Source organism: Pseudaeromonas sp. HNCC25DJ180 (assembly GCF_055413345.1).
The window spans coordinates 94,668-120,009 of the sequence record NZ_JBVAYF010000004.1 but is presented as its reverse complement, the minus strand read 5'-3'; the positions used below and the strand labels follow the sequence as shown (position 1 = coordinate 120,009).

Annotated in this window: 27 protein-coding genes and 1 pseudogene; 14 read left to right on the top strand and 14 right to left on the bottom strand. The window is 56.3% G+C overall.

Annotated features, from left to right (window positions below; all coding sequences use genetic code 11):
- Window positions 1-56 precede the first annotated feature (56 nt).
- The 4 genes from ACZYTD_RS04915 to ACZYTD_RS04900 all read left to right on the top strand — a co-directional run bounded on the left by ACZYTD_RS04915 (window position 57) and on the right by ACZYTD_RS04900 (window position 3,141).
- Window positions 57-602, top strand: coding sequence for a carboxymuconolactone decarboxylase family protein (locus ACZYTD_RS04915; protein ID WP_463889896.1), 546 nt, complete (start codon window positions 57-59; stop codon window positions 600-602).
- Between the two features lie 135 nt (window positions 603-737).
- Window positions 738-2,027 (top strand): pyridoxamine 5'-phosphate oxidase family protein, encoded by a 1,290-nt coding sequence (locus ACZYTD_RS04910; protein ID WP_463889893.1) that lies wholly within the window; start codon window positions 738-740, stop codon window positions 2,025-2,027.
- Window positions 2,028-2,043: 16 nt separating this feature from the next.
- On the top strand, window positions 2,044-2,643 hold the full coding sequence (locus ACZYTD_RS04905; protein ID WP_463889891.1) for a glutathione S-transferase family protein: 600 nt from the start codon (window positions 2,044-2,046) through the stop codon (window positions 2,641-2,643).
- A gap of 24 nt (window positions 2,644-2,667) precedes the next feature.
- On the top strand, window positions 2,668-3,141 hold the full coding sequence (locus tag ACZYTD_RS04900; protein WP_463889889.1) for a nuclear transport factor 2 family protein: 474 nt from the start codon (window positions 2,668-2,670) through the stop codon (window positions 3,139-3,141).
- A 364-nt stretch (window positions 3,142-3,505) separates the two neighbouring features.
- Here the strand turns inward: ACZYTD_RS04900 and ACZYTD_RS04895 are convergent.
- Together ACZYTD_RS04895 and ACZYTD_RS04890 are read right to left on the bottom strand one after the other, a co-directional pair.
- Window positions 3,506-3,932, bottom strand: a pseudogene (locus tag ACZYTD_RS04895) (helicase-related protein); the annotation flags it as partial.
- On the bottom strand, window positions 3,875-4,210 hold the full coding sequence (locus ACZYTD_RS04890) for a hypothetical protein (RefSeq protein WP_463889887.1): 336 nt from the start codon (window positions 4,208-4,210) through the stop codon (window positions 3,875-3,877). The gene ACZYTD_RS04890 and the pseudogene ACZYTD_RS04895, both read right to left, overlap by 58 nt.
- A 197-nt stretch (window positions 4,211-4,407) precedes the next feature.
- Here ACZYTD_RS04890 and ybcJ point away from each other — a divergent pair, with 197 nt between their 5' ends.
- The 4 genes from ybcJ (at window position 4,408) to ACZYTD_RS04870 (ending at window position 6,779) form a co-directional block, all read left to right on the top strand.
- Window positions 4,408-4,620, top strand: coding sequence for a ribosome-associated protein YbcJ (ybcJ, locus tag ACZYTD_RS04885; RefSeq protein WP_463889886.1), 213 nt, complete (start codon window positions 4,408-4,410; stop codon window positions 4,618-4,620).
- 126 nt (window positions 4,621-4,746) lie between these two features.
- Window positions 4,747-5,388, top strand: coding sequence for a CatB-related O-acetyltransferase (locus ACZYTD_RS04880; protein WP_463889884.1), 642 nt, complete (start codon window positions 4,747-4,749; stop codon window positions 5,386-5,388).
- Window positions 5,389-5,557: 169 nt separating this feature from the next.
- Window positions 5,558-6,361 (top strand): DUF1189 family protein, encoded by an 804-nt coding sequence (locus tag ACZYTD_RS04875; protein ID WP_463889882.1) that lies wholly within the window; start codon window positions 5,558-5,560, stop codon window positions 6,359-6,361.
- Between the two features lie 49 nt (window positions 6,362-6,410).
- Window positions 6,411-6,779: a hypothetical protein gene (locus ACZYTD_RS04870; RefSeq protein ID WP_463889881.1), complete on the top strand. Its 369-nt coding sequence runs from the start codon at window positions 6,411-6,413 to the stop codon at window positions 6,777-6,779.
- 23 nt (window positions 6,780-6,802) lie between these two features.
- Here ACZYTD_RS04870 and ACZYTD_RS04865 read toward each other — a convergent pair whose 3' ends face one another.
- Window positions 6,803-7,690: a DMT family transporter gene (locus ACZYTD_RS04865; protein WP_463889879.1), complete on the bottom strand. Its 888-nt coding sequence runs from the start codon at window positions 7,688-7,690 to the stop codon at window positions 6,803-6,805.
- A 207-nt stretch (window positions 7,691-7,897) separates the two neighbouring features.
- On the opposite strand from ACZYTD_RS04865, the gene ACZYTD_RS04860 reads away from it, so the two are divergent.
- The 4 genes from ACZYTD_RS04860 to ACZYTD_RS04845 all read left to right on the top strand — a co-directional run bounded on the left by ACZYTD_RS04860 (window position 7,898) and on the right by ACZYTD_RS04845 (window position 10,125).
- Window positions 7,898-8,470, top strand: coding sequence for a hypothetical protein (locus ACZYTD_RS04860; RefSeq protein WP_463889877.1), 573 nt, complete (start codon window positions 7,898-7,900; stop codon window positions 8,468-8,470).
- 110 nt (window positions 8,471-8,580) lie between these two features.
- The gene (gene rplY / locus ACZYTD_RS04855; RefSeq protein WP_463889875.1) at window positions 8,581-8,868 is read left to right on the top strand and encodes a 50S ribosomal protein L25; all 288 of its coding nucleotides are present in this window, start codon (window positions 8,581-8,583) and stop codon (window positions 8,866-8,868) included.
- 124 nt (window positions 8,869-8,992) lie between these two features.
- Entirely contained in the window at window positions 8,993-9,814 is an 822-nt protein-coding gene (locus ACZYTD_RS04850) for a CvfB family protein (RefSeq protein ID WP_463889873.1), read from the top strand.
- Window positions 9,811-10,125 carry a DUF1289 domain-containing protein gene (locus tag ACZYTD_RS04845; RefSeq protein ID WP_463889871.1) on the top strand — a complete coding sequence of 105 codons (315 nt, stop codon included), beginning with the start codon at window positions 9,811-9,813 and terminating at the stop codon, window positions 10,123-10,125. Before ACZYTD_RS04850 ends, ACZYTD_RS04845 begins: the two co-directional genes overlap by 4 nt.
- An 18-nt stretch (window positions 10,126-10,143) precedes the next feature.
- Here ACZYTD_RS04845 and ACZYTD_RS04840 read toward each other — a convergent pair whose 3' ends face one another.
- The 11 genes from ACZYTD_RS04840 to ACZYTD_RS04790 form a co-directional block, all read right to left on the bottom strand.
- A complete protein-coding gene (locus tag ACZYTD_RS04840) occupies window positions 10,144-10,464 on the bottom strand; it encodes an HI1450 family dsDNA-mimic protein (RefSeq protein WP_463889869.1) in 321 nt (106 codons plus the stop codon).
- 145 nt (window positions 10,465-10,609) lie between these two features.
- Complete coding sequence (rrtA, locus tag ACZYTD_RS04835; RefSeq protein WP_463890105.1) at window positions 10,610-11,164, bottom strand: rhombosortase; 555 nt, start codon at window positions 11,162-11,164, stop codon at window positions 10,610-10,612.
- Window positions 11,165-11,283: 119 nt separating this feature from the next.
- Window positions 11,284-11,694, bottom strand: coding sequence for an H-NS family histone-like protein (locus tag ACZYTD_RS04830; RefSeq protein ID WP_463889867.1), 411 nt, complete (start codon window positions 11,692-11,694; stop codon window positions 11,284-11,286).
- A gap of 732 nt (window positions 11,695-12,426) precedes the next feature.
- Window positions 12,427-13,590: an EAL and HDOD domain-containing protein gene (locus ACZYTD_RS04825; protein WP_463889865.1), complete on the bottom strand. Its 1,164-nt coding sequence runs from the start codon at window positions 13,588-13,590 to the stop codon at window positions 12,427-12,429.
- A 270-nt stretch (window positions 13,591-13,860) separates the two neighbouring features.
- Window positions 13,861-15,144, bottom strand: a complete 1,284-nt coding sequence (locus tag ACZYTD_RS04820) for an outer membrane protein transport protein (protein ID WP_463889863.1) — start codon at window positions 15,142-15,144, stop codon at window positions 13,861-13,863.
- A gap of 255 nt (window positions 15,145-15,399) precedes the next feature.
- Complete coding sequence (locus ACZYTD_RS04815; RefSeq protein ID WP_463889860.1) at window positions 15,400-16,947, bottom strand: BatD family protein; 1,548 nt, start codon at window positions 16,945-16,947, stop codon at window positions 15,400-15,402.
- Window positions 16,941-18,419 (bottom strand): vWA domain-containing protein, encoded by a 1,479-nt coding sequence (locus ACZYTD_RS04810; protein ID WP_463889858.1) that lies wholly within the window; start codon window positions 18,417-18,419, stop codon window positions 16,941-16,943. Before ACZYTD_RS04810 ends, ACZYTD_RS04815 begins: the two co-directional genes overlap by 7 nt.
- On the bottom strand, window positions 18,412-19,383 hold the full coding sequence (locus ACZYTD_RS04805; protein ID WP_463889856.1) for a VWA domain-containing protein: 972 nt from the start codon (window positions 19,381-19,383) through the stop codon (window positions 18,412-18,414). The genes ACZYTD_RS04810 and ACZYTD_RS04805 overlap by 8 nt, the downstream gene beginning before the upstream one ends.
- A complete protein-coding gene (locus ACZYTD_RS04800) occupies window positions 19,377-19,841 on the bottom strand; it encodes a DUF4381 domain-containing protein (RefSeq protein ID WP_463889853.1) in 465 nt (154 codons plus the stop codon). Before ACZYTD_RS04800 ends, ACZYTD_RS04805 begins: the two co-directional genes overlap by 7 nt.
- A complete protein-coding gene (locus tag ACZYTD_RS04795; RefSeq protein WP_463889851.1) occupies window positions 19,838-20,719 on the bottom strand; it encodes a DUF58 domain-containing protein in 882 nt (293 codons plus the stop codon). The genes ACZYTD_RS04800 and ACZYTD_RS04795 overlap by 4 nt, the downstream gene beginning before the upstream one ends.
- Window positions 20,716-21,672 (bottom strand): AAA family ATPase, encoded by a 957-nt coding sequence (locus ACZYTD_RS04790; RefSeq protein ID WP_463889849.1) that lies wholly within the window; start codon window positions 21,670-21,672, stop codon window positions 20,716-20,718. The genes ACZYTD_RS04795 and ACZYTD_RS04790 overlap by 4 nt, the downstream gene beginning before the upstream one ends.
- Window positions 21,673-21,846: 174 nt before the next feature.
- Between ACZYTD_RS04790 and fadI the strand changes: the two genes are divergently transcribed.
- Window positions 21,847-23,160 carry an acetyl-CoA C-acyltransferase FadI gene (gene fadI / locus ACZYTD_RS04785; RefSeq protein WP_463889847.1) on the top strand — a complete coding sequence of 438 codons (1,314 nt, stop codon included), beginning with the start codon at window positions 21,847-21,849 and terminating at the stop codon, window positions 23,158-23,160.
- Window positions 23,157-25,301: a fatty acid oxidation complex subunit alpha FadJ gene (gene fadJ, locus ACZYTD_RS04780; RefSeq protein WP_463889845.1), complete on the top strand. Its 2,145-nt coding sequence runs from the start codon at window positions 23,157-23,159 to the stop codon at window positions 25,299-25,301. Before fadI ends, fadJ begins: the two co-directional genes overlap by 4 nt.
- Window positions 25,302-25,342: the final 41 nt, after the last annotated feature.

Here is a 25,342-nt window from a genome sequence, read left to right as displayed (position 1 = left end):
CAGCTCGATTGACCCACAAGCAGATGGCAACCCCATTTACGCACCGGAGAACAACCATGAGTCGCATCACTACTATCCGTCACGACAATGCCAGCGAGGAACAACGCAGCCTGCTGGACGCCATTCACGCCCAGTTGGGCATGGTGCCGAACTTCCTGCGGGTGTTTGCCAACTCCCCGGACGCACTCAAGGCTTTTCTCGGCTTGCATCACATCGCCAGCCACGGCTCACTGGATGGCGCGACCCGTGAACGCATCGCCCTCGCGCTCGCCCAGAAGAATGAATGCGAATACTGTCTTTCCGCACATAGCGCCATCGGCCGCAAGGCGGGACTGGACGCGGCAGAGATCGGCGCTAACCGGGCCGGCTCCAGCCACGATGCCAAGGCGGCCGTGGCTGTCAAGTTTGCTCGTGCCCTGGCCGAGCACAATGGCGAAGTGACGACCAATGAACTGCAGGAGATGCGCGACGCCGGTTTCAGCGAGGCAGAGATTGTTGAGGTGATCACCCACGTTGGCATGAACGTGCTGACCAACATTCTCGGCAAGGCCAGCCGCGTCGAGATCGATTTTCCACATGTGGCGTTACAGCCATCAGCCTGAGTCCTGGGCTGCCCGCCCAGGGATGGACGTGGCCCAAGGCGGGGCGAGAGGCTTGCTCACGCCCCGTCATTTTAGTGTGCCATTGCCTCTGGCCCTGGTATCGCGATCACGCTGTTGTACGCCATAAGGAGCAAGATGATGGCCCGTCCCTTTGCCAAGATCAGCTTCACCCCCGATGTTCAGGCGGTGCAACGTGCCATGGGCAGTCGCGCAGCTTATCAGGCCGCTGAGTCAGGCCCTGTCGAAGAGACGCTCCTTGGCGACGCAGAGCAGGCGTTTATCGCCGGGCGCGACAGCTTTTATCAGGCAACGGTGAGCCAGACGGGCTGGCCTTATGTGCAGCATCGCGGCGGACCTGCGGGCTTCCTGAAAGTGCTGGATGAGCGCACCATAGGTTATGCCGATTTCAGTGGCAACCGCCAGTATCTCTCGGTCGGCAACCTGCGTGGCGATGACCGTGTCAGCCTGTTACTGATGGATTATCAGCAGCGGCGGCGGCTAAAGATCTGGGGGCGAGCGCGCAGCGTGGAGGCACAAAGCGAACCGGTGCTGCTGGCGCAGCTGGAGTTGGCCGATTTTCGGGCGCCGGTCGAGCGCGGTATTGTCATCCAGATTGAAGCCTTTGACTGGAACTGTCCCAAGTACATCACTCCCCGCTACAGTCAGGCTGAGGTTGAGGCGCTGCTGGCTCAGGCGCGGCGGGCAGCGCCGGTGGTGACCGAGCAACCCGCGGCTGTGATGGAGGGGAGTGGTCCCTGGCCGCTGACTGTGGTCGGTATCCGTCAGTTGACCCCGGCGATCCGCAGCTATGAGTTGCGCCATGCCGACGGTCTGGCGCTACCGGGTTACAGCGCTGGCGCTCACTTGACTGTGCCGGTGGTGCTGGCCGACGGCAGGGTGACGATGCGCAGCTACTCGCTCACCGATGGCGATGAGAGGCCAGGCTGCTATCGCATCGCCGTGCTGCGGGTGGATGACGGCGATGGTGGTTCACAGGCCATCCATGCTGGCTGGCAGCTGGGCACGCAAATCAGGGTCGATGCGCCGGGCAACTATTTTCCGCTGCACGCTGATCCCCGTCCGGCCCTGTTGATTGCCGGCGGCATTGGCATTACGCCGGTAAAGGCGATGGCGGGGACACTGGCCCGCCGCGGCGTACCCTTTGAGCTTCACTATGTCGGCCGAAACCGTGCGCAGATGGCATTTGTTGACGAGCTGCAGCGCCGCTTCCCTGATCAGTGCCGGATCTATTGCAGCCGCCCGCCCACGGCAACAGCGCTGAACGTAGAGGCACTATTGAGCACCATTAGCGACGATACCCTGATCTATAGCTGCGGCCCCAACCGCTTGCTGGATGAGGTGCGCCAGACCGCGCGACGGCTTGGTATCGCCGACAGACGACTGCAGTTCGAAAGTTTTAACTAATCACAAGGAGCATCCGATGATCACTCTGTACGACATGGCGTTATCCGGAAATTGCCACAAGGTCCGGCTTATGCTTAGCCAGCTTGGATTACCCTTCCAGATCATTGCGCTAACGGGCGGGGCTCAGCACAGCCCTGAGCATCTGCAGCGCAATCCCTTTGCCCAGGCGCCAGTCATTGACGACGACGGTCTGGTGATCCGCGATAGTCAGGCTATTTTGGTATATCTGGCGCGTCGCTACGGCGGCAGCCAATGGTGGCCAGATGACGCAGCCGCTTTGGCGCAGATCACTGCCTGGCTGTCCACCTCGGCCAACGAGATCGCCAATGGTCCGGCCTTGTTGCGGGTGCATCACAAGTTCGGGCGTGAGATCGATAGCGCCAGAGCCAACCAGATCACCACCAAGGTGCTGGCCATTATCAATGGTCACCTGGCAAGCCATGAGTGGTTGGTCGGCGAGCGGGTCTCCATCGCCGATATTGCGGTCTACCCCTATCTGGCGCTGGCCCATGAAGGCAATATCGATCTCGATACTTATCCGCACATCAACGCCTGGTTTCGGCGCATCGAGGCGCTACCCGGTTACCTCACCATGGCCGGTATCTCGCCAGCCTGATCACTGCATTCAAGGAGAAGCTTAATGAGCAACGAGATTAAAGCGCCTGTCCCGCCCTTTACCGCAGAGACGGCGATGCAGAAAGTCCGCATGGCGGAGGACGCCTGGAACTCATGCGATCCGGAGCGCGTTGCGCTCGTCTACACCGAAGAGACGCAGTGGCGTAACCGCGCCGAGTTTCCGCACGGGCGGCAGCAGGTGCGCGAGTTTTTGCAGCGAAAATGGGCCAAGGAGCTGGACTACCGCCTGATCAAGGAGTTGTGGGCCTGGTCCGGCAACCGCATTGCCGTGCGCTTTGCCTACGAATGGCGCGATGACTCGGGCCAATGGTTCCGCAGCTATGGTAACGAGAACTGGGAGTTCAACGATCAGGGGTTTATGCAACGACGCTTTGCCAGTATCAACGATCTGCCGATTACGGAAGCGCAGCGGCTGTTTCACTGGCCGACAGGGCGGCGCCCTGATGACCATCCCGGACTCAGCGAGCTGGGGTTGTGACCGGCTAGTTGGTCTTGTCAGCGGTAGCGTAACCCTAGGGCGCGGCAGCCACGCCGCCCAGACTCAGGCTTTCGCCCCTGCATGATGAGCAGGGGGATGGGCATAGGGGCGGCGCTGCTGTTCACGTAATGTGTCGGCGTCAGCGTGCCCCAACTTGCACTGGCGGCCATACTAATGGGAATCAGGTCCATGAGAGCGGTGACGGCTAACGCCGAGCAGTAGCCCAGTGACCCGTGGCTGGTGCTTCCGTAACGAGCACCAGGCCAGGGAGAGATTGCATTGAGCGAAACAAGCCGCGTCCTTGCGTGGCTTGTCTCTTTAGACCGGTTATCCCAACAGATCCCGGATCATCTCGGCATTGATACCGACCGCTGGCCTGATCCTCGACGGCCGGGTTCCACCAGGGATCCAGATGGATGACGGCATCGGCCTGGGTCTGGTTCAGACCTGTGCCTCCCGCCTTGAGGCTGATCAAAAACAGCGGAACAGGCGTTTGCTGGAAGCGGCTCACCGCTGGCTGGCTCTTTTTCCAATCGGTTAGCAGCAGGGCTGCTGAGCAGCTGCATCAGGGCATGTCCCTCGGCCTGTTGCATCTGCTGCAGTGCTTCCAGACGATTCGCCTCATACAGAGCCCGCTCCTCATCCGAGAGGCTGATATGGTGCACTATCTCGGTCTTTTCCGGCAGCTCGGTGAGCACCTGTCGTTTCAAGCGGCGCAATACGAAGGGGGTGATCACGCCACGCAACTGCTCCATATGGTTTGCATCACGCGCCGCCTTGCCAAAGCGTTGCCATGAAAGAAGTTGCGGTTTACCCACTCTGGTGCCGGATAGTTATGGAGCAAGATTTGCTGCATCAAGAACCAGAACCCATCTAAAGAGATATCCAGTCTGTTCTTGCTATCCTGTTCGATAAAAAATTGGCTGCCAAGGCGCGTCAACTCATCATCAAGGTCTTGCTTGGCTTCTTTGCCGGTGAGTTTCAGTTGTTGTAACAGCACTGACGCGGTTTGTTGGGGTCGTTGCAGAAGGTGGCTGAGGATGGCGTATCCCAAGGCGTGTGCTGTCATGATAGATAGAAGGCAGTGTAAGTCAGAACATGAACGGTTTCTTAATTCTACCGTTTCAACTCTGTCGATTGCTTCAATTTATTTCAAGCAAGAGCCGATCCATGCAGAGCATTCGACATTTCACTTAATTTATGACATACATGCCGGCTGTTAATGGTCGGCATGGTCCGATCCTGTCTGTTGGCCGAGGAGAAGTAATGGAGACGTTTTTGTTGGAGGGTCACCCTCATGTGGAGTTGTGTGATCTACTGAAGCTGCTGGGATGGAGTGACAGTGGGGCATCGGCCAAGGCCTTGATTGCTCAGGGTCTAGTATTGGTGGATGGTAATATTGAGACCCGCAAGCGCTGTAAAATTTTGGCAGAGCAAGTGGTTTCCTTCGCCGGACAAGAAGTTGTGATCAAGGCTTGACCGGACGATTTGACAAAAGGGATGGCCTAGTTGCTGTCCCTTTGTGCTTTTCGGGTCGCTATCTACTCCAGGTCGGGTTTCTTGTGATAAAACGAAACCCCTGTTTCTGCTATATGGTGGTCTGCAATGGCGGCGCCCTCACCTGAACAACCTCATCCTATTCCGGGGTTCCCCCAAGTTGGCTTTCTTAAACCCTTGATACGTGCCTCTTATATCGAGGTCGGGGATTACACCTATTACGATGACCCTGAGGGGCCAGCGCGCTTTGAACAGAGTGTGCTGTATCATTTTCCTCTGGATCATGATCGACTGATCATTGGTAAGTTCTGCTCCATAGCTCGCGGCGTTACCTTCATCATGAATGGTGCCAACCATGCCATGAACGGTTTTTCCACCTACCCATTTAGCATCTTTGGCCAGGAGTGGGCTCGGGTCATGCCACATGCCAACCAATTGCCGGATAAGGGCAATATCGAGATAGGGCATGATGTCTGGATTGGTTACCACGCGACTCTTATGCCTGGTGTGACGGTGGGATCGGGGGCCATCATTGGCGCTCATGCCGTGGTGAGTCGCGATGTGCCGCCGTATGCTATTGTGGCGGGAAATCCGGCTCGGGTGGTGCGGTTTCGCTTTGATGAAGAGACCATAGCGTCCTTGCTGGAGATCGCTTGGTGGGATTGGCCGATAGCGCACATTACGACGCATCTGGAGGCTATTGTTGGTGCGGATCTGGCGGCGCTACTGCAAGCGAGCCGAGCACTGTAGTGGGTGGATCTACAGAATACCTAGCCAGCGGGTGAAATGGGCTGATATCCTCGTGGCTGAATTCACCGCGCCTGCTCTTCCTAGGCTACCCCCTTGTTTGCAATGGCATTCACCCATGATGTGTGTTTGTGAATGGGGAGTGAAGCTACTTTAGTAAAAGGATAAATTCGTGTCGCCCTACCGTTTTTGGAATATCCCTCTCTACAGTTGTTACTCCGCCCCGCTATATGTCCACGTTGCGCGAACCTGGCAAGGGTTGGGAGTGCTCTATCTATTTTTCATCCTCGCTATCTGTTCTTTAAGCACGACCTATCGCCTGGGGGTGGTCATGGAGTCAGTGGTACAAGAGCGGGTGATGCCCATAATAGATAAAATCCCAGTGCTGAGATTTGAACAGGGCCAGCTTAGTGTGGCCGGCCCCCAGCCGTTGGTGATCCTGGATCCGGTTACCGAACTGCCCATGGTGGTGATTGATACTTCGGGTCATACCACCTCATTGGAGCAAAATGATACCCCTCTCTTACTCATGAAAGATCGCGCCCTGGCCAGACAAGGGCGTGATGGAGAGCGTACTTTTGAGTTTGCCGGATTAAATGGCGTACAACTGGATAGTGATGCCATCCGCAACGGGTTGCAGCGTGCCATCGGATTCATAAAACCCTTGGCCTATATTCCCGTGTTACTGGTGGAGTTTCTCTATCGGCTGGTGCAGGCGCTGTTGTATGCCGTGGGCGGCTTGGTGTTTGCCTCATGGCTCAAGGTTTCCTTGCCCTATTCTGTGTTGTTTCGCCTGACCTGCGTGGCCATGACCCCGAGTCTGCTACTCACTGCGGTGCTGGATCTGTTTGGCATAGGCTTGCCGTTGGCTGGGTTGCTCTTTTTCCTGTTGTCGCAGCTCTATCTCTATTTTGCGGTCAGGAGTGTGGCGGAAGATAGTCATACTCACAACGGTTCCCACTATCTTGAGGTCTAGCACCGGATAATGGATGGATATCTAGTGGTAGCAATGAGGATCGGCATCTATGCATGATATGCGGCGGCTGAGTGGGGCTTTGTTTGTCTTGTTGCTATTACTAGCCGCACTCTTGTTATGGTCGTTGAATCGCCAGAATGCCATGTGTGAATTTGAGCTGGAGAATGTGAGTGGGATCGGGGTGCGTTCACTGCACTTTAGCTATGTCAGCGCCTCGGAAGATGGCGAGCTGGATGTGGAGTTATCCCCGAAACAAGAGTTGGTGTTGCATGCGGGCTTCTACCTTGGAACTGAAGGGGATGTGGCCATTGAGGCCCAATTAATGGATGGCTCTGTGGTCTATGGCCAGCAAGATGCCATCGCCCCACACGCTTCCGTGCATATGGTCCTCACCCAGAGTCGCATTGAGAACCGCTAAGCTATTTTGGCAACCGTTACCCATTATGCTTTGCGCTGAGCAATCAACCAGACACCGAGAATGACCATGGTGGCGCCTAGCCATTGAGTGATGGTCAGCGACTCCGCCAACAGCTGTGCGCTCATAAAAATAGTCAGGATTGGGCCCAGGGTCGCTATGATGGCGGTTTTGCTGGCGCCGATTTTAACCATGGCTGCAGATAGAGCATAGATGGGTAATAGGGTGGAGAGCAGCGTCATGGCGGCCGCATAACCCCAGACAGCAGGCGGTTGTGCCATGAGCGTGGCGGGGGAGCGAGTGAGGAGGAAATGGAGCAACATGGCCGCAGCAGAGACCAAAAGTGCCAACTCGGTGAAGCGCATGGTTCCAGCAGCCCGGATGATGGCCGGGCTCCAGGTCAGGTAGAGGGCATAGCTGATAGTGCTGCCCACTATGAGCAGTATCCCCCAGATGTCAGCATGCCCGCCTAGAACGTCCGGGGCGAGGACCAGGGCTATGCCTAGGTAAGTCAGCAGCAAGGCCTGCACCATATAGCGAGTAATGGGGCTCTTGGTTAACCAAGCGGAGAGCAATACCGTCAGGGTAGGGTAGAGGCAGAGGATCATCCGCTCCACACTGGCACTGACGCTTTCCAGGCCAAGGAAGTCGAGAAGACTGGAGAGATAGTAGCCCAATAATCCTAACAGCAGCAGCCACCCGCGGGTGTGCCAGCTCAGCGGCGCTTCACGCCGCCTGTGGCAAAAGCGTAACAGCAAGAGAATGGGGAGTGCCAGCCCGAGTCGCATGGTCACCAAGGTAACGGCATCGACGCCATAGCGGTATGCCAACTTGGCAAAAATAGCCTTTGAAGCAAATCCGGTCGCAGCCAGGATGGCCAAAATAAAACCGACATGACGGCGCAGGATAAACAAGGACAACTCCTGTTTGTGGCAAGGGGTAAAGCCTGGGCGGCGGCTGCACCATTCAAGCCTGTGGGTTCTATGGTGCCCTAGCTTATTGATTAAGGCCAGTATCTATCGCCAGGCAGATATCTGCAGGCGGGCTAGACTTACTTAAGTCAAATGAGTCATGGGCATGGGGTGGTGCCATGGCCATTTTATTCTGGCAGGGTGAGTAGCATGTTGGCACTGATGATGACGCTATGGCTGACTATTGATGATGTCCGACCCCAAGCAGAAGAGAGCTGGCTTTATGTCAGAACTTCAGAGATGGCGCGTTACCCGCGCACCGATGCCCTGCGACTGGAGTGGCAAGGTGCGGCTTATTCGGCGCTGCGAGTTGAGGCGACGCAAACTGGCTGGCGAGCGCTGTTCCATGTGCGAGCTCGGCCGCCAGCGCGTCTTTATATTGATGAGCAGATGCCAGCCGATGAGGCGGTAACACCATGGCATAACATGGGGCCGCAGGAGGAACCGCGGGTGATTTGTCATCGCGTGAGCCATGCTGGGGAGACGCTGTGGCGAGTGGGTAAGCAGTTGGCTGGCGAGGCCGATCCCTACTTGTTTGTTTTGGCCTTATTCGCCGCTAATCGTGAATTATTGCAAAATGATCCGCAAGGATTACGCGTGGGTGATCAGTTGCGCTGCCCTACCCAGAATGAATTTTCTGCGTTTATCAGTATGTTGCCGGATCAGCGTAAACACACTTATCAAAGATTACTGGCCTATGGTGAGCGGTTGAAGCGGCGTTAGTTGCTTGTTTAGCCGGGGTAACCTTGGTATTATCCGCCGCGTTTTACCCGAGGTGATTGGACGGTCGCATCCGGTCACCATAAATTCATTTAAAATAGTGAGATTATACCATGGCTTATTCATTCGAAGCTCAATTGCGTTCCGACCTGGGGAAAGGTGCGAGCCGCCGCCTGCGTCGTGACGAGAAGGTGCCTGCTGTTGTTTACGGTGCTGGCCAAGAAGCAGTGTCTATTACTGTTGACCACAACAAGATCATTGTTGCTCAACAGAATGATGCGTTCTACAAAGAACCTATCACTCTGCTGATCGATGGCAAAGAAGTAGTTGTTAATGTTGTTGCCGTTCAGCGCCACCCAGTTAAGCCGAAGGTTGTCCACCTGGACTTCATTCGCGTCTAAGTCTACGACTTAGCAAAAAGGCGCTCACTGGAGCGCCTTTTTTGTTGTTATCTGCGTTAGCATATTCTCCTCTGCACTTGCGTTTACCTGATAGGGCTCGACCTCGATGATCAGACTTGGCTCCATGAACACTCTTACGCTACTCCGCCGTGATGACAAAGGTGGTTGGCTTGATGCCGAAGATTTTGGCGAGATGCTGCTGCCCATGCGGCAGTTGCCTCGGGATGCCAAACCCGGTAGCGGGGTCAAAGTCTTTGTCTATCTGGATGGGGATGGTGAACTGGTCGTCACCGGGTTTAAGCCTTTTGCCGTGGTTGGCGAATTTGTTGGCCTCAAGGTCGTCAGTGCCAATCGCTTGGGGGCATTTCTGGATTGGGGGCTGAAAAAGGATCTCTTTGTCCCAGCCCGAGAGCAGGCGCAAGCCATGCAGGTCGATCACCACTATGTGGTCTACCTCTACCTGGATAGGGAAGGGCGAGTTGCCGCAACCAGCAAGCTGGATCGTTTCTTGATTGAAGGATTTCCTGACTACCGAGCTGGCGATGAGGTGACTGTGTTACCTTGCGAAAATACGCCACTGGGTATCAAAGCGGTAGTAGATAGCCGGTTCTGGGGCGTTCTGTATCGCAATGAGCTGTTTGGCAAGGTCACTATCGGTCGCGAGATCCGGGGCTTTATCAAACAGGTGCGCGAAGATGGCAAGATAGATCTGACCTTGAACCGGGTAGGCAAAGCGGGCACCGAGACGGCCGCGGATAAAATTCTGGCGCGCTTGCAAAAGCAGGGCGGCTTTTTGCCGGTGGGCGACAAGAGCAGTCCGGAAACCATAGCGCAACTGTTCGCCATGAGTAAAGGCACCTTCAAAAAAGCCATTGGTGCTCTCTATAAGCAGGGAACCATCATCATAGAGGAAGATGGCATCCGCTTAGTCGCAGATAAAGCGTGAGCATATCCTCTCCTTGCCTGGGGCGCTGTCAAGCCGGGGGGGAGGGTTGCCTTGGTTGTGGGCGCACCCTGGATGAAATTGCCCGCTGGCGCAATATGTCAGTAGAGGAGCAGCAAGGCGTATGGGCTCGTTTACAGGCTGTTACCCACAGATGTCCAGGGTGTGGCGAGGCGGTCTCTTGTGCGGTGGCATTGGGAGCTTCTATTGCTACTTGTTGGTGTCAGCAGCTAGTTCCTTGGCCACTTCCGGTCGATATGGCCTCAGCTGTGTGCCTATGCCACCGCTGCCTGTTAAAGCGCCAGCAACAGTAATCCCGCAATAGGGTTTGGTTATAAGGTGGGCTTCCAGTGAATGATGGCCCGCTGTCGCTCACCGCTCTTGGGTACCAGTATTTTGGCAAACAAGAGACAAAACTCATCCTGATGGTCCAAAAGCCCAATCCAAATTTCTAACCACTCGGCTGGAATATAGGGGGCGGGTACTTCATTGTGCCATTCGTTGCTGGGTGGACAGGATTCCACCGCGCCACGCTCTTCAAATTCTAGCGTCACATCGACAATATCTTCTGGTGGTAAATGATCGGCCGCAGACTCAAGGAACAGTTCATAGGCAAGTTCAATGAGTTGCTCTGCAGATAACATGGATTTCATATTCCCCCCGGATAGTTGGTGCGACACCTCTATCAGTATCGACATACTGTTTAACAGCGGTTCACATTGAAATGTTAATAGTGTCGTTTATATAACACTAGTGCAAGGGTGGTTACCCCGATGATGTGATGACTAATTATCACAATTAATGATGACCAACATAAGTCTTTGGTTTCAATTTAGCCCAAAGCATAACAAATAATGCTAGAGCTATGCCGCTCAAAGTGCCAAAAAGGTGTGACTCAACATGAACCCTTGCACCAATCAAGTGGGCGGTCACGCCATCTTCTCGGGTCAGATCAAACAACAATTTCAGCAACAAGCCACTAAACCACCACTTAGCCTGGGCTTCACCACGCTGCCAACTGCGTAAACAACAAAAGACAAATAGGCCATGGATTGCGCCAGATAGGCCCCAATAGTTAAGGGTGGAGGGCATGAATAATAACAGACAAAGATCGACCAGCAAGACCTCAAGCACCATAACCAGCAACCAGCGCCACCCCGAGAGGATAGGTAAAAATAGAGACCAGATCAGACTCATGGCTGCCAGGTTCATCCATAGATGCATCATATTATGATGTAGCCAACCGCCGCTGAGTAGGCGCCACCACTCTCCTGCCATGATGGCCTCTCTGACATAGGCCAACGGCAACCAGGGAGCGAGATACTGGCTAGAGGTCGCCAGAAATATAGCCATAAGTAGAGGAAATAAAGCGGTCAGACGAGATGAGATCACAATGTTATGGGGTCTGGTGCAATGATGGTGCAGTAGAAAAAAAAGAGGGGGCTAATGCCCCCTCTTCATGTTTTTATGGCTTACGCTTTTTCGATCAGGAAGTCTTCGAGAGTCTTACCCTCAGCGGCAATCGCGTTGCGAATAGTCAACGGTTGACGACCTTGGCCAGTCCAGGTGCGAGCTTCACCGTTTTCATCAGTATACTGGTACTTAGGCGGGCGAGGCGCGCGCTTGCTGCTCTTTTCAACGTCGCCCGATACGGGAACCAATTCAGCTGGGTCAATCCCATCTGCGATCAGCATGTTCATATACTCGGTGATTTTGCGAGTACGCTGTTCGCGTGATTCACGTTCTTGTGCATCTTCATTGCGTCGCTCTTCAACAACGCTGGTCAATTTGGTCAAGCCTTCTTCGAGCTGTTCGATTGTCAATTCACGAGCAACGGCACGAAGACTACGGATATTCAGTAACACCTTGAGGAAGTCGGACATAATAATCTCACCCTATCTGTTTTTTGTTAATTATTGTCTGGTCTAATTAAATAAGCAATCTATATTGAATAATAAAAATGTCAAGCATGCCTCATGTTACTGCTATTTCTTTACTGCTTTTTACTGGTCAGGTAGGAGGACGTTATTGCGTCAACCATCTCAGGAAACCCATGTTGGTGGTTGGTCGCGGTTCATAATGTTTCATATGAAAACAATTGCGGGTGTTGGACTGTGAGATATGAAATGAGGATAGTCTCGTTTTTTGCCAGTGACCGATCTGCTTTTTTTATACTAATGGCTGAGTGGCGGGACTCATATTGCTAGTCAGTTTTTATGATTAACCGAGCCGAATCCATACCTGAGTTCGTCTAAATAAGAAGAACCAAACAAAAAATAGCATTGGGAGCTGAAGGCAAAAATATGTTCCATATGAGGTCATGGCTTGGGCGTTTGCTTGCTTTGCAGCACCTATGATGGCGGTAAAATAGTAAGGTAATGAGACTGTTTTTATTGTAATTATCCGTTATGGCTGGATATTCAGGAACATTTACCTGGTAGACAAGATGGCCGTATAAATTGTTGCTAATATCCTCATCTGACATCATATGACCTGTTGCATATTGGCCTCATAAGTGACGTCTGTGGGGGGCCTTTGTGTTGCCTGGCATTCGATAGCGGAATCAAAGAGTAGCTGCCGCTGTGGGCGCGAAGGGGAAGAACTATGCGGTTGCGTTAGCTGCTGGCTAACACCTGATCGGCCCATGTATTGGCATCCAGATAGCATTGCACCATCTGGTTTTCACTCATGGCGATTTTTTCTGCTCGTCTGGAGAGTCGATCCCAGTTGAGCTGTTCATAATCAATGGCGAAGGAGAGGTAGAAGGCTAACTCGCCTTTGCGCTCGGCCAACGCGCTGATGATATCGGCAGATAGGGGAGTATGGCTTAATATATCCTGAAAGGGTTGATCTAAAATCGCATCGAGCAACGAAAATAAGCCGCAGAGAAAAGCCTCGGAAGGATCGGTCCAGCCATTGCGATGCAGTGCCAGTAATTCGCAAAACCGGGCTCGCACCATACTCATACGATAGAGTTCAGCTGATTTGTTTTCACTGCCACTGGTGGCGGTTACTAGCGACACAAAACGGCGTAACTCTTGGCGGCCAAGGAAAACGACGGCTTGGCGAAATGAGGTGATGGGTTGAATGGAGTGATAACGGAGATTGTTGACGTAGCGTAACAATTTATAGGAAAGGCTGAGGTCTTTACTCAGCAGATCATCAATCTTCCCATAATCTAAATCCAGCTGATTGACCTCTTTGAGCAGTTGCATGACGGTGAGCTGATTGGCTGACAGGTTCTTGCGCTGCACAATTTCCGGCTTACTGAAGAAATAGCCCTGAAACAGGGTGATGCCCATCTGTTTAGCCGTGATGAAGGCTTCATGACTCTCTACTTTCTCGGCAAGGAAGGTTAGTTTGGTGTGGCGATGTTGCTGGATAAACTCCTGGATCTTATGAAGGGGGGTATGTAAAAAATCAAATTTGATCACATCAATGTAGGGCAGGAATTTTTCCCAACGAGGATCCAGCGTGAAATCATCCAGCGCCAACTGAAAGCCCCGTTTTTTAAGCCGCTTGATACTCTCCAGGAGCAGCTCATCCGGTTCAGCATCCTCAAGCACCTCGATGACAACTTTGTCGAAGGGGAGCGAGTCGGCCAGCCCCTCGAGCAGCAGAGTGTAAGGAAAATTGATGAAGCAGCGCTGTTCACCGACCAATTGCTGGATCGGGTGACTGAGGAATTGTTCGGCAATCAGAGTGGTAGTGGCCAGTTCAGCACTGACATCGGGGAAGAAGTTATCCAGACCTTTCCGGAATAGCAGTTCATAGGCCACGGGCCTCTGCTCTGTGTCCAAAATAGGTTGTCTTGCCACGAATGAGTACATCACTACACCTGTCAGTCATCAGCATAAGAACCGAGACAAGCCTGGTTACTTCGCCCTCCAAACTAACAGTTGTAGAGGGGATCAGGCAATCATGAGGAGGGCAAATAGCGAGGAAGCCTGCAAAACTTACGGTAAATATGACATTAACTGTCATATTCGGCAGGCGGAATTAACCTCAAGCCTTCGCTAAGTGGCTTGAGGTTAACGGGTCAAACCGAGTTAGAAACGGTAGTTGACTTGAGCTGAAGCCAGAAATGCCGAGGCGCTGGAGCTGTACTTGGCCGTTGGCAGCCCACTCCCCAGTGACTCATCAATATTGACATCTTTACCATCCAGATAAGCCAGACCCAGATCTACACCCAGGGTCGGAGTGAATTGGTAGCTGGTGCCCACGCTGTACCATAACCGCTCTGTGTCTGGAATGCTGATCACATCGTGGGCGGCTTGTTCATCCAGGGCTAGACCGGCGCGCAAGGTCCACAGCTCATTGAGATAGTAAGAGGTGCCGATGGCATAACGGAAGCTATCGGAAAAGTCCTCCGTTTTCTTGAAGCATTGGCCAGCAGTTCCGTCGTTACAGCCGGAACTAGTGGCCCGCAACTCATTGAACTTGCTCCAATTTGTCCACTGCACCGAGTAGTGGATGGCAACTTGGGGGTTGAGCAGGTGATAGCCAGAGAACTCGGCGATGGCGGGGAGTTCCAGATCCAGATCACCCGTTACTGTCTTGAAGGTTAGGGGCGAAACCGACTGCACTCCCGCCGCCTTGCCGGTGAAATCACCCTGGAAGCTAAGAGTAGTACCGGAGCGATAGGTGAGGCCCCAGCGATTGGCATCGTTGAGCTCGAACAGGGTACCGATATTCCAGCCCCAGTCCAGGGTGTCACCTGAGATGTTGACCAGTTCAGTGCTGGGGGCCTTGGGTGAGACAGCGCCTGCCCGGCGGATGAGGGTGGCATCGCCATAAATAGCCGAAATACCGGCGCCTAGGCTCCATTGCTCATTTATCCGATAGGCCAGATTGGGGTTAAAGTTGAGGGTTGTCAGCTCAGTCTTGCCACCGATGAGGCCAGCGGCATAGTTATCGTCAAACTCGCTAGAAAGACCATAGTTGGTGAATATCCCCAGGCCCCACGCCCATTGCTCATTGATGGGTTGAATAAAATAGCCTGCTGGTACGAAGGCACTGGGCGCAATGTCATTGGCATCCAATTGCGTTTGCGAAATACCTAGCGCAGGGATACCTTCTCGCCCTTTGAGATCAATGTTGGGTTTGATATAGGTGCCAGCCAGACTGAGCTCCATGCGCTTGAAAAGCGTCATCGCAGCTGGGTTCCGGGAGAGTACCGATGCATTATCGGCAATGGCCCCTTCCCCGGCAAATGCACGGCCCAGACCGGAAGCTGAGTGTTCATTGAGGTTGAAGGCAGCAGCATGCACCTGTTGGGTTACCAAGGCGACGGAAAGGGCGGCGAACACCTTACAAAAATTGGCTTTAAACATTTAGATCCTCTTTCTGGACGGGTTTTCGACCCCAATAGCGGCGTATTCTACGTTGCACTCTTAGTGGGACATATCTGACCACCTGAGTCAGGATAGCGGTAGCACAAGGGTTTGCGCAAAGTGGCAGGAAAAATATCAGATTTGGCGGGGTGGCGACGACTGCAGAGGCTGGTTGGTTGGCTGTTGTGAGCAGGCAGCGGTTTTAGGCGAGATAACCGCTGCCTGTCACCAAACCAGAATAGCTAATTCAGGGGTTCATAGCAGTCCGTCTGGATTTTCTGATGTTGGCGTGCTGCTCCGGGTTTCCCGCCAATTTAACAGGGCACGACGCAGGGGGGTCACGTCCCACGCTATTGGGGCGTCGCAGTAACACGCGGCCAGTAGCTTATCCAGTTCAATGTGTAGTTCCTCATAGCAGGGCAGCGCCTCGATGCAAACCGGGAATTGCTCAGGCCAGCGTAGCTGCCCCCACAGTAACAGGGCCCGGTGGATCTGCTTGGGGTCCTTCTGGCGCAGGGCTTTTTTCACGGTGCGCCAAGCCAGCTTGTCATTGACATAGGGCAGTTGTGCCAGTGTCGGTCTGTGATGACGCAGCCACAGCCAGAGTGCTGCAGAGCACAGCGCCCCGAGAAACAGACCTATGGCTAACCAGGGCCATAGCGCCTGCTCAGTGGACGGGGGGGTTACTGGCTGCAGTGTGCTGGTCGCCCCTTGGGTGATCGCTAAGCTGGCCGCTGGCAGGCGGGCATGGTTCATTTGCCGGGTGCGAGTATTCCACCAGGGGATCTGCACCTCGGGCAGGGTGAGGGTGCCTACTTGCTGGGGTAATAGCGCCTGACGCCAGGTGCGCTCCACGACCCATTGTCCATTGACGATCTGCTCCTTGGTCTGCACCCCGTCATCGTAACTGCGTAGGTTGCTCTGACGCGGCGGTTCGATGACTGGTAACTGTTCGCTCAGGTTACCAACGGCTGTGATGCGGATCTGGCGAATGATAGGGGCACCGGCCTGATAGGGGGCGGAGGCCGGTTGCCAGCTCTCCTCGAGTCGCAGATCCTGACTCGGCAGAACACCATGAGTTTCGGGGGCGGGGAGTATGGTCACCAGCAGGTTAGGCGCCTGTTGCAAGAAGGGGCTGGTTTCCCCCCGTTGCTGCATGATCCCCTGCAACAAAGAGCCCTGGATCACGCCTGGCCCCGGCTTGTCTCTGAGTACCGCATAGTAGCGCAGCAGGCTCTTGACCCGGCGTCCGCCAATGATTTCGTTGAGGAACTGATCCTCTCCCAGCTGACCCAGCGGTTTGTCATCCAGCGTGGGGGGGGAGATGGAGTCGACCTGCACGTTGCTGGGCAGTCGTACCTTCAGGGTATAGAGGGCGACTTGCTGCGGATAGAGTCTATCCTGCTCCAGGCTGGCCTCGAGTAAGGGTGCGTTTTTGGCCTGTGGCCCTTGACCGGCTAACACCTGAATGGTCAGGGGGCGAGTGATCAACGAGGCGACCGTCAAGGGCGGAATGGAGAGTGAGCCGCTTTGTCTGGGCAGCAGCGGGATCTGCCACTCGGTCACAAAGCCGGTGGCGCTAGTGCGCTCATTGAAGCGGATTTCGCCGACAATGAAGTGACGAAAAAGGGGGGCCAGCTGCAGGGCACTGGCTTGTAGTCTGTCATCGGCACTGATGGTCAGCTGCAGGCTCTCGCTCTCGTAGAGTTGCTGCTTGTCTATGTTGACAGTCACTCGCTCCAGCGCCCAGGCGGCGTGGGTCCAGCCGCCAAGCAGCAGGGTGATTATGAGCGCTCTTACCATGGTTGGGCCGATCCCCTTATCATCCGTTTTTGACTCTGCAGACGTAGCCTATTCTTCATCAGATTACCGGGTTGTTCGGCTACCTGCTTTAACAAGGGCGCGGGTGTGCTCTTCTCCTCAGATTGCTCCTGCTGGTGTTGACTCTGCTCCTGGGCCCGGTTGTCACTCAGCCACTGTTTGATGAGATCGCGGTTGTAGCGGGCATCTTCCAACTTGGGCTCTATGGCCAACGCCTCGTCATAGGCTGTGATGGCCTCATCAAGTTGTTGCTGATTGGCCAAGGCATTGCCCAGGTTATACCACCCCTCGGCCGAGTCACTCTGGCGATAGGCCTCAGCTGCCTCGGCAAAGTGACGGGCACGAAACAGCGCATTGCCCCGCCAGATGGGGTCGGTCAGCACGGTGGCGGCGGCCAGATACTCCCCCTTTTGGTAGAGAGCCTGCCCATCCTCGGCCCAAACTGGCGTGGGCTGTCCCAGCACCAGCAGTAAGGGGATGATCAGCAGGCCCCGGCGAAATCCCAGCCCGAGCACTAACAAGGGTAGCAGCAACCAGTAACCCAGATCGTTAAGCTGCAGGCGTTGTAATCCGCTCGCCTGTCCTGTGGTGCCGGGGTGCAGCAGCAAACCGGCCAGCGGTTCGTCATTCTCCGCTGACTCCAGGGTAAAGAGGCGTCCCGAGCTATTGCTGGCCAACCGTGCCAGCTCATCGAGGTTGCTCTTGGCAACCACTATACTGCCCAGCCGGTCCCGCAGCAGATTGCCGCCCGGCAGTTTGATGGGGGCTCCCTGCTCTGTGCCCACGGCGAATACATCCAGAGGCCAGGCGTTGGCTTTTATCAGTCCCTGCATGGCTTGGCTCTGCCCTGGCTTGAGATCATCAGTGATCAGCAGCAGACGGCCATGACTGGTTCCGGCCTGTTGCAACATCTGGATGCCCAGCTTGAGGGCTGCTTGGGGATTGGAGCCCGGAACCGGCATCACATCGGGGGTCAGCTCACGCAATAAGAAGCGCAGGGTATCCATGTCATCTGTGGGGGGGGCGATGACATAGGCATCTCCCGCAAAGGCGATGAGCCCGATATGACGACCCTGGGCGCGCTCCAGTAACTGCAGCAGTTGGTAACGGGTGCGTGTCAGGCGGGACGGTGGTTCATCATCGGCCAGCATGGAGTGCGAGACATCCAGCATCCAGATCCAGGTTTCATCTTGCTGGAACAGTTCACTCTCTTTTCGCTGGGCTGGGCCTGCCAGGGCGAGCACAGCCAGCAACCAGGCCAGACCCTTGCCGGCGATGAGCCAATAATTAGTGGCTTGCACCAGGGATGTCTGCTCTGGGCTGAGATAATCCAGCAGCTCGGGGCGGATAAAACTCTGCCCTTTGCGCTGTCTGCGCAGATTAAGGAAATAGAGCAGCAGTGGCAGCAGGAGCAGCAACAGGCACCAGGGGCGTAACAGGGTCCAATCAGCCATGCCGCGCTCTCCTTAACAACACCAGTTGGGCCAGCAGATAACAGCCGATGGCCAAGGCCAGGGGCCAAAGATAGAGCTCGCTTCTGGGTTGTAAGAAGCGGTGTCCGCGTTCCTGAGGCTCCAGCCGGTTGATCTCTTGATAGATATCGGCCAAGGATTGAGGATCCCGGGCGCGGAAGTAACGGCCGCCGGTGAGGAGGGCAATCTGGTTCAGCGTTATTTCGTCCAGGTCGGCAGAGGGATTGTCGCCACCACTATCCAGCAGATCATCCAGGGCGACCTCGGCACCCAGACCAATGGTGTAGATCTTCATCCCTGCCTGTTTGGCCAGCTCTGCTGCGGCCAGGGGGGGAATCGTCTCGACCGTGTCGCGCCCATCACTTAGCAGTATCATGATCTTCTGTTTGCTCTTCTGGCTGGCAAAACGCTTCAGGGTCAGGCCAATGGCCTCGCCCATGGCCGTCAGATGTCCGGCCAGGCCAAAATCCAGCTCATCCACAAACTGGGTCAGGGTATGCCAGTCACTGGTGAGCGGGGCCATCAGATAGGCGTGATCGGCAAACAGGATCAGTCCCATGCGATCGCCCGCCCGTTGACCGATGAAACTCTTGAGCTGGGTCTTGACCACACTCAGGCGATTGACAGTGCGCCCCTGCTCCAGCATGTCTTGAGTGCGCATGCTGTCGGAGAGATCAACCGCCAGCATCAGATCCCGATGGGGTTGCTCTAACGAGACCGGATCCCCCAGCCACTGGGGACGAGCCAACGCCAGGCAGAGTAACACCCAGGCCAGCAGCGAGAGATAAAAACGCCAGCTGGAGCGCTCTGGGGCTTGGGTATGGACATGGGGCAGGCTGGGCAGATAGACAGGGGTGTAACTCTGTACCTTGGCCGGTAGCAGCAAGCGTACCAGCAGGGGGAGAAGAGAAAGTAGTAAACACGAGGGCCAGACCAGAGTCAGCACATGCGCCTCCTGGAGTGTTGTTTGAACCAGGCGCGGGCCTGGGTGATGAGCGCGGCCTGCTGCTGGACCGAAATGGGCTGCTGATCATAGACCCAGCCATTCCACAGCGCGGTAAATTGGCTGAAGCCACCGGGGCTATGGGCATCCAAAAAGGCAAGCCAGGCTTGGCCGTGCAACTGGGCGACCTGCTCTTTAGGGTAATAGAGCAGGGCACTCTGTTTGAGCCAGCGGTTGAGTTGGGCTACCCAGGTGGGGTCTTGCGCCGGCAGTTGCTCCAGGGCGCGCAAGGCGCGCCAGGCCTGGCGCCGAGGGGCATTACGCCGCCAGCAGCGAATGAGCCAGGCGAACAGGGGCAGGGCGAGCAGCGCCAGCGCCAATAGGGCCCACTCCAGAGGCGAGATGCCGGGCGGTGGGGGCGCATGAATATCGCGCAGTTCCTGAAGTGGAAACGGGGTCACAAGCTTACCCCCTGCCGCAGAGGCTGCGCCGCATCCAGCGAAAAAGAGCGCTGGGTGGTTTCGCGCAGGTGTCGCTCTATGGTGTGCTGGCGATGCTTGGCGATCTGCCGGTAGTGACGCACAAAGCTCTCGGGGCTCGGTGCCAGAAAGCCCTGCTGTTTGCCATTGTCGATGGCCAGACTACCCGAACCCAGCACTTCACGCTCCAGTCCATCAAAAATCTGATAGGCCCGGATCTGGTGACTCTTGTTGAGCCGACGCAGCCAGAGCCAGCCATTGTCATTCATCTGGTAAAAATCACTGATGAGGTGGATGAGGCTCCCGGGGCGAATATGAGCGCTGAGCAGGGCCAGCATCTCATCCAGACGTAGCGTCTCTTCAGGCTTGGATAACCCCAATTGATAGGCGCTGAGCACTCGGCTCAACCAATGCAGCAGATCCTTGCGCCGTCCGGCGGGCTGATGGCGCACCAGGGTGCCCCCCACCAGGATGAGGCCCCCCACTTTGTCGCCCAGCTCCAGTGCCTGCCAGGAGGCGGAAGCGGCGATCAGGGCGGCTAGCCTGGCTTTGAGTTGGCCTCGAGACCCAAAAAACATGCCGGGGGAGAGATCCAGCAATACATAAACGGCGCGATCCCGCTCCTCGCGAAACAACTTGGTGTGGGGCTTGCCGGTGCGGGCGGTGATCCGCCAGTCGATAGTGCGCACGTCATCGCCTGGCAGATAGGGGCGAACCTCGGCAAACTCCATGCCGCGCCCCTTACTGGCCGAATGGTGCAGCCCCATCTTCAGACCACTGCTGCGTTGCGAAGGCAGCAGCTGAGAGAGGGGGGGCACTCTAAGCAGCTGCTCCAGACTCAAGGCAATGGGGTCACTCATGCCACCACAACCTTCTGTAGCAGTCGGGTGATCACCTGATTGGTATCAATGCCGTCGGCCTCGGCCTCCATGCTCAGGATCAGACGGTGGCGCAGTATGGGATAGGCACAGGCCTGGACATCATCAGGGGTGACAAAGTCGCGGCCCTGCAGCCAGGCGCGCCCCCGTGAGCAGCGTGCCATGGCCATGGTGGCCCGCGGGCTGGCGCCATAGGCTAACCAGCGCGCCAGCTCGCCATCGTAGGCCACTGGGCGGCGGGTCGCCATGACCAGGGTGACGATATAATTTTCCACGGCCGTGGCCAATTTAACCTGCAACACCTCCTGACGGGCGGCGAAGAGGGCCTCCTGAGTCAGGTGGGGAGCCTTCAGCTCGGGCGTTTTCTGACACTCATCATGATTCAGACGCAGTATGGCCAGTTCAGTCATGGCATCCGGGTAGCTCAGCTGCAGGTGCAGCATGAAGCGATCCAGCTGGGCCTCAGGCAGGGGGTAGGTTCCCTCCTGCTCCAGCGGGTTCTGGGTCGCCATGACCAGGAACAGCTCGGGGAGTTGGTAGCTCTTGCGACCGATCGTGATCTGCTGCTCGGCCATGGCTTCGAGCAGGGCGCTTTGCACCTTGGCGGGCGCCCGGTTGATCTCATCGGCCAGCAGCAGATGATGGAACAGGGGGCCGGGCTGGAAGACGAAGCTACCATCTTGGGGCCGATAGATGTCGGTCCCGGTCAAGTCGGCGGGTAACAGATCCGGGGTAAACTGGATGCGATGAAAGCGCCCCTCAATGCAGTTAGCCAGCATCTTGATGGCGCGGGTCTTGGCCAGGCCAGGCGGGCCCTCTACCAGAATATGGCCATCCGCCAGTAGGGCCGTCAGCAACCCATCAACCAGCTCAGGTTGACCCAAAACCTGTTCGTTCAGATAGGCGCGCACCGCGCTTATAGCTTGTCTTGACATTTCAACGCCTTAGTTTGTCCCTATACCGGTAGGATTCTACCTTGTCACCGCAGCCATGGGCAGAATGAATTGAGTCTGGCTACAAGAATGTGAGCCAAGTGAGCTATGCATCTGTAAATCATTGGTTACAGTTATTACTAGGGTTCTGCTCATTCACCAGCTTAGGAGTCTCACATGGCCAGTTCCAAGTGTCTGATGACCACCAAAGGGGAGCGGATCGCCCTGGTGCGTGGTTTGCGTACGCCCTTTGCCAAGCAGGCGACACACTATCTATCGCTGCCGGCATTGGAGTTGGGGCGCCAGGTGGTCGAGGAGTTGCTGGTGCGTAGCGAGCTGGAGCCGGGGCTGGTGGACTTGCTAGTCTTTGGCCAGGTGGTGCAGACCCCCTCTGCTCCCAACATAGCGCGTGAGATAGTCTTGTCTACGCGCCTGGGCGTGCAGACCGATGCTTATAGCGTAACCCGCGCCTGTGCCACCAGCTTCCAGTCTGTGGCCTGTGTGGCCGAGGCCATGGTGGCGGGGCAAGCGGAGGTGGCTATCGCGGGCGGGGCGGACAGCGCGTCCTGTCTGCCCATAGGCATCAGTCGCAATCTGGCCGAGGTGCTATTGTTGCTGAGCCGTACTCGCAGTTGGCGTCACAGGTGGCAACTGCTCCGCAAGCTGCGACTCTGTGATGCCAGATTAGTGGCGCCTGCCATTGCCGAATACTCCACCGGCCTCTCCATGGGGGATACCGCCGAGCAGATGGCCAAGCGCTACCACATCAGCCGGGAGGCCCAAGATGCCTTCGCTCATCGCTCCCATACCCTGGCGGCGGCGGCCTGGCAGCAGGGGGCCATTAGCGATGAAGTGGCCCCCCTCTTCACCGGCGAACATGCCGAGGTCTTAACTCGTGATAACACCATCCGCTTTGATTCCGAGCTCAGTGGCTATGCCCGGCTGAAACCTGTCTTCGATCGGCACTTGGGTAGTGTCACCGCGGCGAATTCAGCCCCCCTGACGGATGGGGCGGCGGCCCTGCTGTTGATGAGTGAAGGGCGCGCCAAAGCCCTGGGCTACGAGCCGCTGGCTTACCTGTATGGTTACAGCTTTGCGGGGTTGCCGGTCAAACGAGATATGTTGCTGGGGCCTGTTTATGCCACCGCCAAGGTACTGGCTCGCACCGGTTGTACCCTGGCGGATCTGACGCTGATCGACATGCATGAGGCCTTTGCAGCCCAAGTGTTGAGCAATCTACAACTGTTCAGCGATGAACGATTTGCCAGGGAGCAGTTGGGGTTGAGTCAGCCACTGGGCGAGGTGGATTGGGCTCGATTCAATGTCCAAGGGGGCTCTTTGGCTTATGGTCACCCCTTTGCCGCCACTGGGGCGCGCATGATATTGCAGACAGTCCGCGAATTAAGACGGCGAGGCGGAGGTTTGGCACTGACCACGGCCTGTGCGGCCGGTGGGTTAGGGGCGGCTATGATTTGGGAGGTGGCATCATGAGCTATTTCACACTGCAGGAGCATGAAGAGGGAATCGTGGAGCTGACCCTGGATGTGCCGGGGGAGCGGGTTAACACCCTGCAGGCGGCTTTGATCCCCGAGTTTGCCCATTGGCTGACCACCCTCAAGCAGAGGCCGGTGTTGCACGGTCTCATCATCCGCTCGGGCAAGGCCGATAGCTTTATCGCCGGAGCCGATCTGCACATGCTGGATGGGTGCGACCATGAGGAGCAGGCTCTGGCCTTGAGTCAACAGGGGCAGCAGTTGTTCAACCTGCTGGCCGAGTTACCTTGTCCGACCGTGGCGGCTATTCACGGGGCTTGTTTGGGGGGCGGACTGGAGTTGGCGCTGGCCTGTGATTTTCGCGTCTGCAGCCAGGAGGAGTCGACTCGCCTGGGATCGCCCGAGGTGCAGCTGGGCTTGATCCCCGGTAGTGGCGGCACCCAGCGTTTGCCCCGGCTCATCGGCCTGCCCCAAGCGCTGGATCTCCTGCTGACCGGGCGGCAAGTGGATGGGGCTCAGGCCCGGCGTTTAGGTTTGGTTGATATGGTGGTTCCCGAGTCTGTGCTGTTGCCTGCGGCGTTGCAGTTGCTGGCGCAGGGCAAGCGACGTAGACGCTTGCCCTGGTTTAAACGTTTGCTGCTCCGTTTTCCCATGGCGGCGCTGATCCTCTATCGGGCCCGTAAGGCCATCATGAGTAAGACCCGGGGCAACTACCCGGCCCCCCTGGCGTTATTAAGCGTGGTGGAGACGGGGCTGCGCCATGGCCCTGCGGCGGGCTTGGTTCAAGAGGCCAAGCAGTTTGCCTGCTTGGTGCGCAGTGACGCCTCCTCTTGCCTGCGAGCACTGTTTCATGCCGGCGTGGCGCACAAGAAGGAGCTCCTCTACCAGGGCGTGGCCCCCCAGGCGGTGCGGACGGTTGCGGTACTGGGGGCGGGCATGATGGGGGCAGGCATTGCCTATGTGACTGTGGCTAAAGCGGGCTTGCCGGTACGCATCAAAGATACCTCACTGGCGAGCATCAATCGGGCAATAGGTTACACGCGGAACTTGTTACAAAAACGAGTCAGCAGGCATCAACTGAACCACTACCAGAGTCAGGAGCAGCTACATCGCATCAGCGGTGGCATGGATTATCAGGGTTTCAAGGGCATGGATGTGGTGATAGAAGCGGTGTTTGAGGATCTGGTGCTCAAGCAGCAGATGGTGAGCGAGGTATTCGCCGCCTGTCATGGCCAGACGCTGTTTGCCAGCAATACCTCCTCGTTGCCGATAGGAGAGATAGCGGCTATGAGCCGCTTTCCCGAGCGCGTCATTGGCTTGCACTACTTCAGTCCGGTGGAGAAGATGCCGCTGGTGGAGGTGATCCCCCATGCCACGACGGCTGCCAGCACGGTTGCGACCATATTGGCGCTGGCCAGGCAGCAGGGCAAGACCCCGATAGTGGTCAACGATGTGGCGGGTTTCTATGTGAACCGGATCCTGGCGCCCTACATGAATGAGGCGGCGCTGATCCTGGCGGAGGGGGAGACCATAGAGGACATAGATGAGGCCCTTCTGCGGCAAGGCTTCCCTGTGGGGCCGCTGGCCCTACTAGATGAGATAGGGCTGGATGTGGCAGGCAAGATAGCCCCTATTTTGGCGGGAGCACACGGGGCCCGTTTTGCACCGCCCAAGGTGTTGACGCTCATGCTGGCGGATGGCCGTAAGGGGCGAAAATCGGGGCGAGGTTTCTACCTCTATCCGGCCTCGGGCAAGAAGCAGGTGGATGGCAAGGTGTATGACTTGCTAAGAGTCTTGCCATTGAAGCGTCTGGGCCACACTGTGATTGCCGAACGTTGCCTGCTCTTGATGTTGAATGAGGCGGTGCGCGCCCTGGATGAGAGGGTGATCGCCTCCCCTCGAGATGGGGATCTGGGGGCCGTATTGGGCATAGGCTATCCACCATTTTGCGGTGGGCCATTCCGCCATCTGGATCACTGGGGGCTGAACTTGGTTATCGACAAGTTACGCCATTACGCCCAGTTGTATGGTGAACGCTTCGTACCCTGTCCAGGATTGTTACAGCGGGCCGAACGCGGCGAGCGGTTTCATGTTGCGGGTGCCCCGGATTTGGCCCAAATGCAAAACGGTGAGCAGTAGCCTGGGGGGCCGCCAGGCGGGAGGAGCGCCATGGCGCTCCT

What these genes read in the sequence shown, in the direction of transcription:
- ACZYTD_RS04860 (WP_463889877.1), top strand. Translation starts at nt 7,898, where the DNA reads ATGTTGGCACTGATGATGACGCTATGGCTGACTATTGATGATGTCCGA.
- fadI (WP_463889847.1), top strand. Translation starts at nt 21,847, where the DNA reads ATGGCCAGTTCCAAGTGTCTGATGACCACCAAAGGGGAGCGGATCGCC.
- ACZYTD_RS04830 (WP_463889867.1), bottom strand. Translation starts at nt 11,694, where the DNA reads ATGTCCGACTTCCTCAAGGTGTTACTGAATATCCGTAGTCTTCGTGCC.
- fadJ (WP_463889845.1), top strand. Translation starts at nt 23,157, where the DNA reads ATGAGCTATTTCACACTGCAGGAGCATGAAGAGGGAATCGTGGAGCTG.
- ACZYTD_RS04790 (WP_463889849.1), bottom strand. Translation starts at nt 21,672, where the DNA reads ATGTCAAGACAAGCTATAAGCGCGGTGCGCGCCTATCTGAACGAACAG.
- ACZYTD_RS04905 (WP_463889891.1), top strand. Translation starts at nt 2,044, where the DNA reads ATGATCACTCTGTACGACATGGCGTTATCCGGAAATTGCCACAAGGTC.
- rplY (WP_463889875.1), top strand. Translation starts at nt 8,581, where the DNA reads ATGGCTTATTCATTCGAAGCTCAATTGCGTTCCGACCTGGGGAAAGGT.
- ybcJ (WP_463889886.1), top strand. Translation starts at nt 4,408, where the DNA reads ATGGAGACGTTTTTGTTGGAGGGTCACCCTCATGTGGAGTTGTGTGAT.
- ACZYTD_RS04840 (WP_463889869.1), bottom strand. Translation starts at nt 10,464, where the DNA reads ATGAAATCCATGTTATCTGCAGAGCAACTCATTGAACTTGCCTATGAA.
- ACZYTD_RS04870 (WP_463889881.1), top strand. Translation starts at nt 6,411, where the DNA reads ATGCATGATATGCGGCGGCTGAGTGGGGCTTTGTTTGTCTTGTTGCTA.
- ACZYTD_RS04850 (WP_463889873.1), top strand. Translation starts at nt 8,993, where the DNA reads ATGAACACTCTTACGCTACTCCGCCGTGATGACAAAGGTGGTTGGCTT.
- rrtA (WP_463890105.1), bottom strand. Translation starts at nt 11,164, where the DNA reads ATGGCTATATTTCTGGCGACCTCTAGCCAGTATCTCGCTCCCTGGTTG.
- ACZYTD_RS04880 (WP_463889884.1), top strand. Translation starts at nt 4,747, where the DNA reads ATGGCGGCGCCCTCACCTGAACAACCTCATCCTATTCCGGGGTTCCCC.
- ACZYTD_RS04815 (WP_463889860.1), bottom strand. Translation starts at nt 16,947, where the DNA reads ATGGTAAGAGCGCTCATAATCACCCTGCTGCTTGGCGGCTGGACCCAC.
- ACZYTD_RS04915 (WP_463889896.1), top strand. Translation starts at nt 57, where the DNA reads ATGAGTCGCATCACTACTATCCGTCACGACAATGCCAGCGAGGAACAA.
- ACZYTD_RS04795 (WP_463889851.1), bottom strand. Translation starts at nt 20,719, where the DNA reads ATGAGTGACCCCATTGCCTTGAGTCTGGAGCAGCTGCTTAGAGTGCCC.
- ACZYTD_RS04910 (WP_463889893.1), top strand. Translation starts at nt 738, where the DNA reads ATGATGGCCCGTCCCTTTGCCAAGATCAGCTTCACCCCCGATGTTCAG.
- ACZYTD_RS04900 (WP_463889889.1), top strand. Translation starts at nt 2,668, where the DNA reads ATGAGCAACGAGATTAAAGCGCCTGTCCCGCCCTTTACCGCAGAGACG.
- ACZYTD_RS04890 (WP_463889887.1), bottom strand. Translation starts at nt 4,210, where the DNA reads ATGACAGCACACGCCTTGGGATACGCCATCCTCAGCCACCTTCTGCAA.
- ACZYTD_RS04820 (WP_463889863.1), bottom strand. Translation starts at nt 15,144, where the DNA reads ATGTTTAAAGCCAATTTTTGTAAGGTGTTCGCCGCCCTTTCCGTCGCC.
- ACZYTD_RS04810 (WP_463889858.1), bottom strand. Translation starts at nt 18,419, where the DNA reads ATGGCTGATTGGACCCTGTTACGCCCCTGGTGCCTGTTGCTGCTCCTG.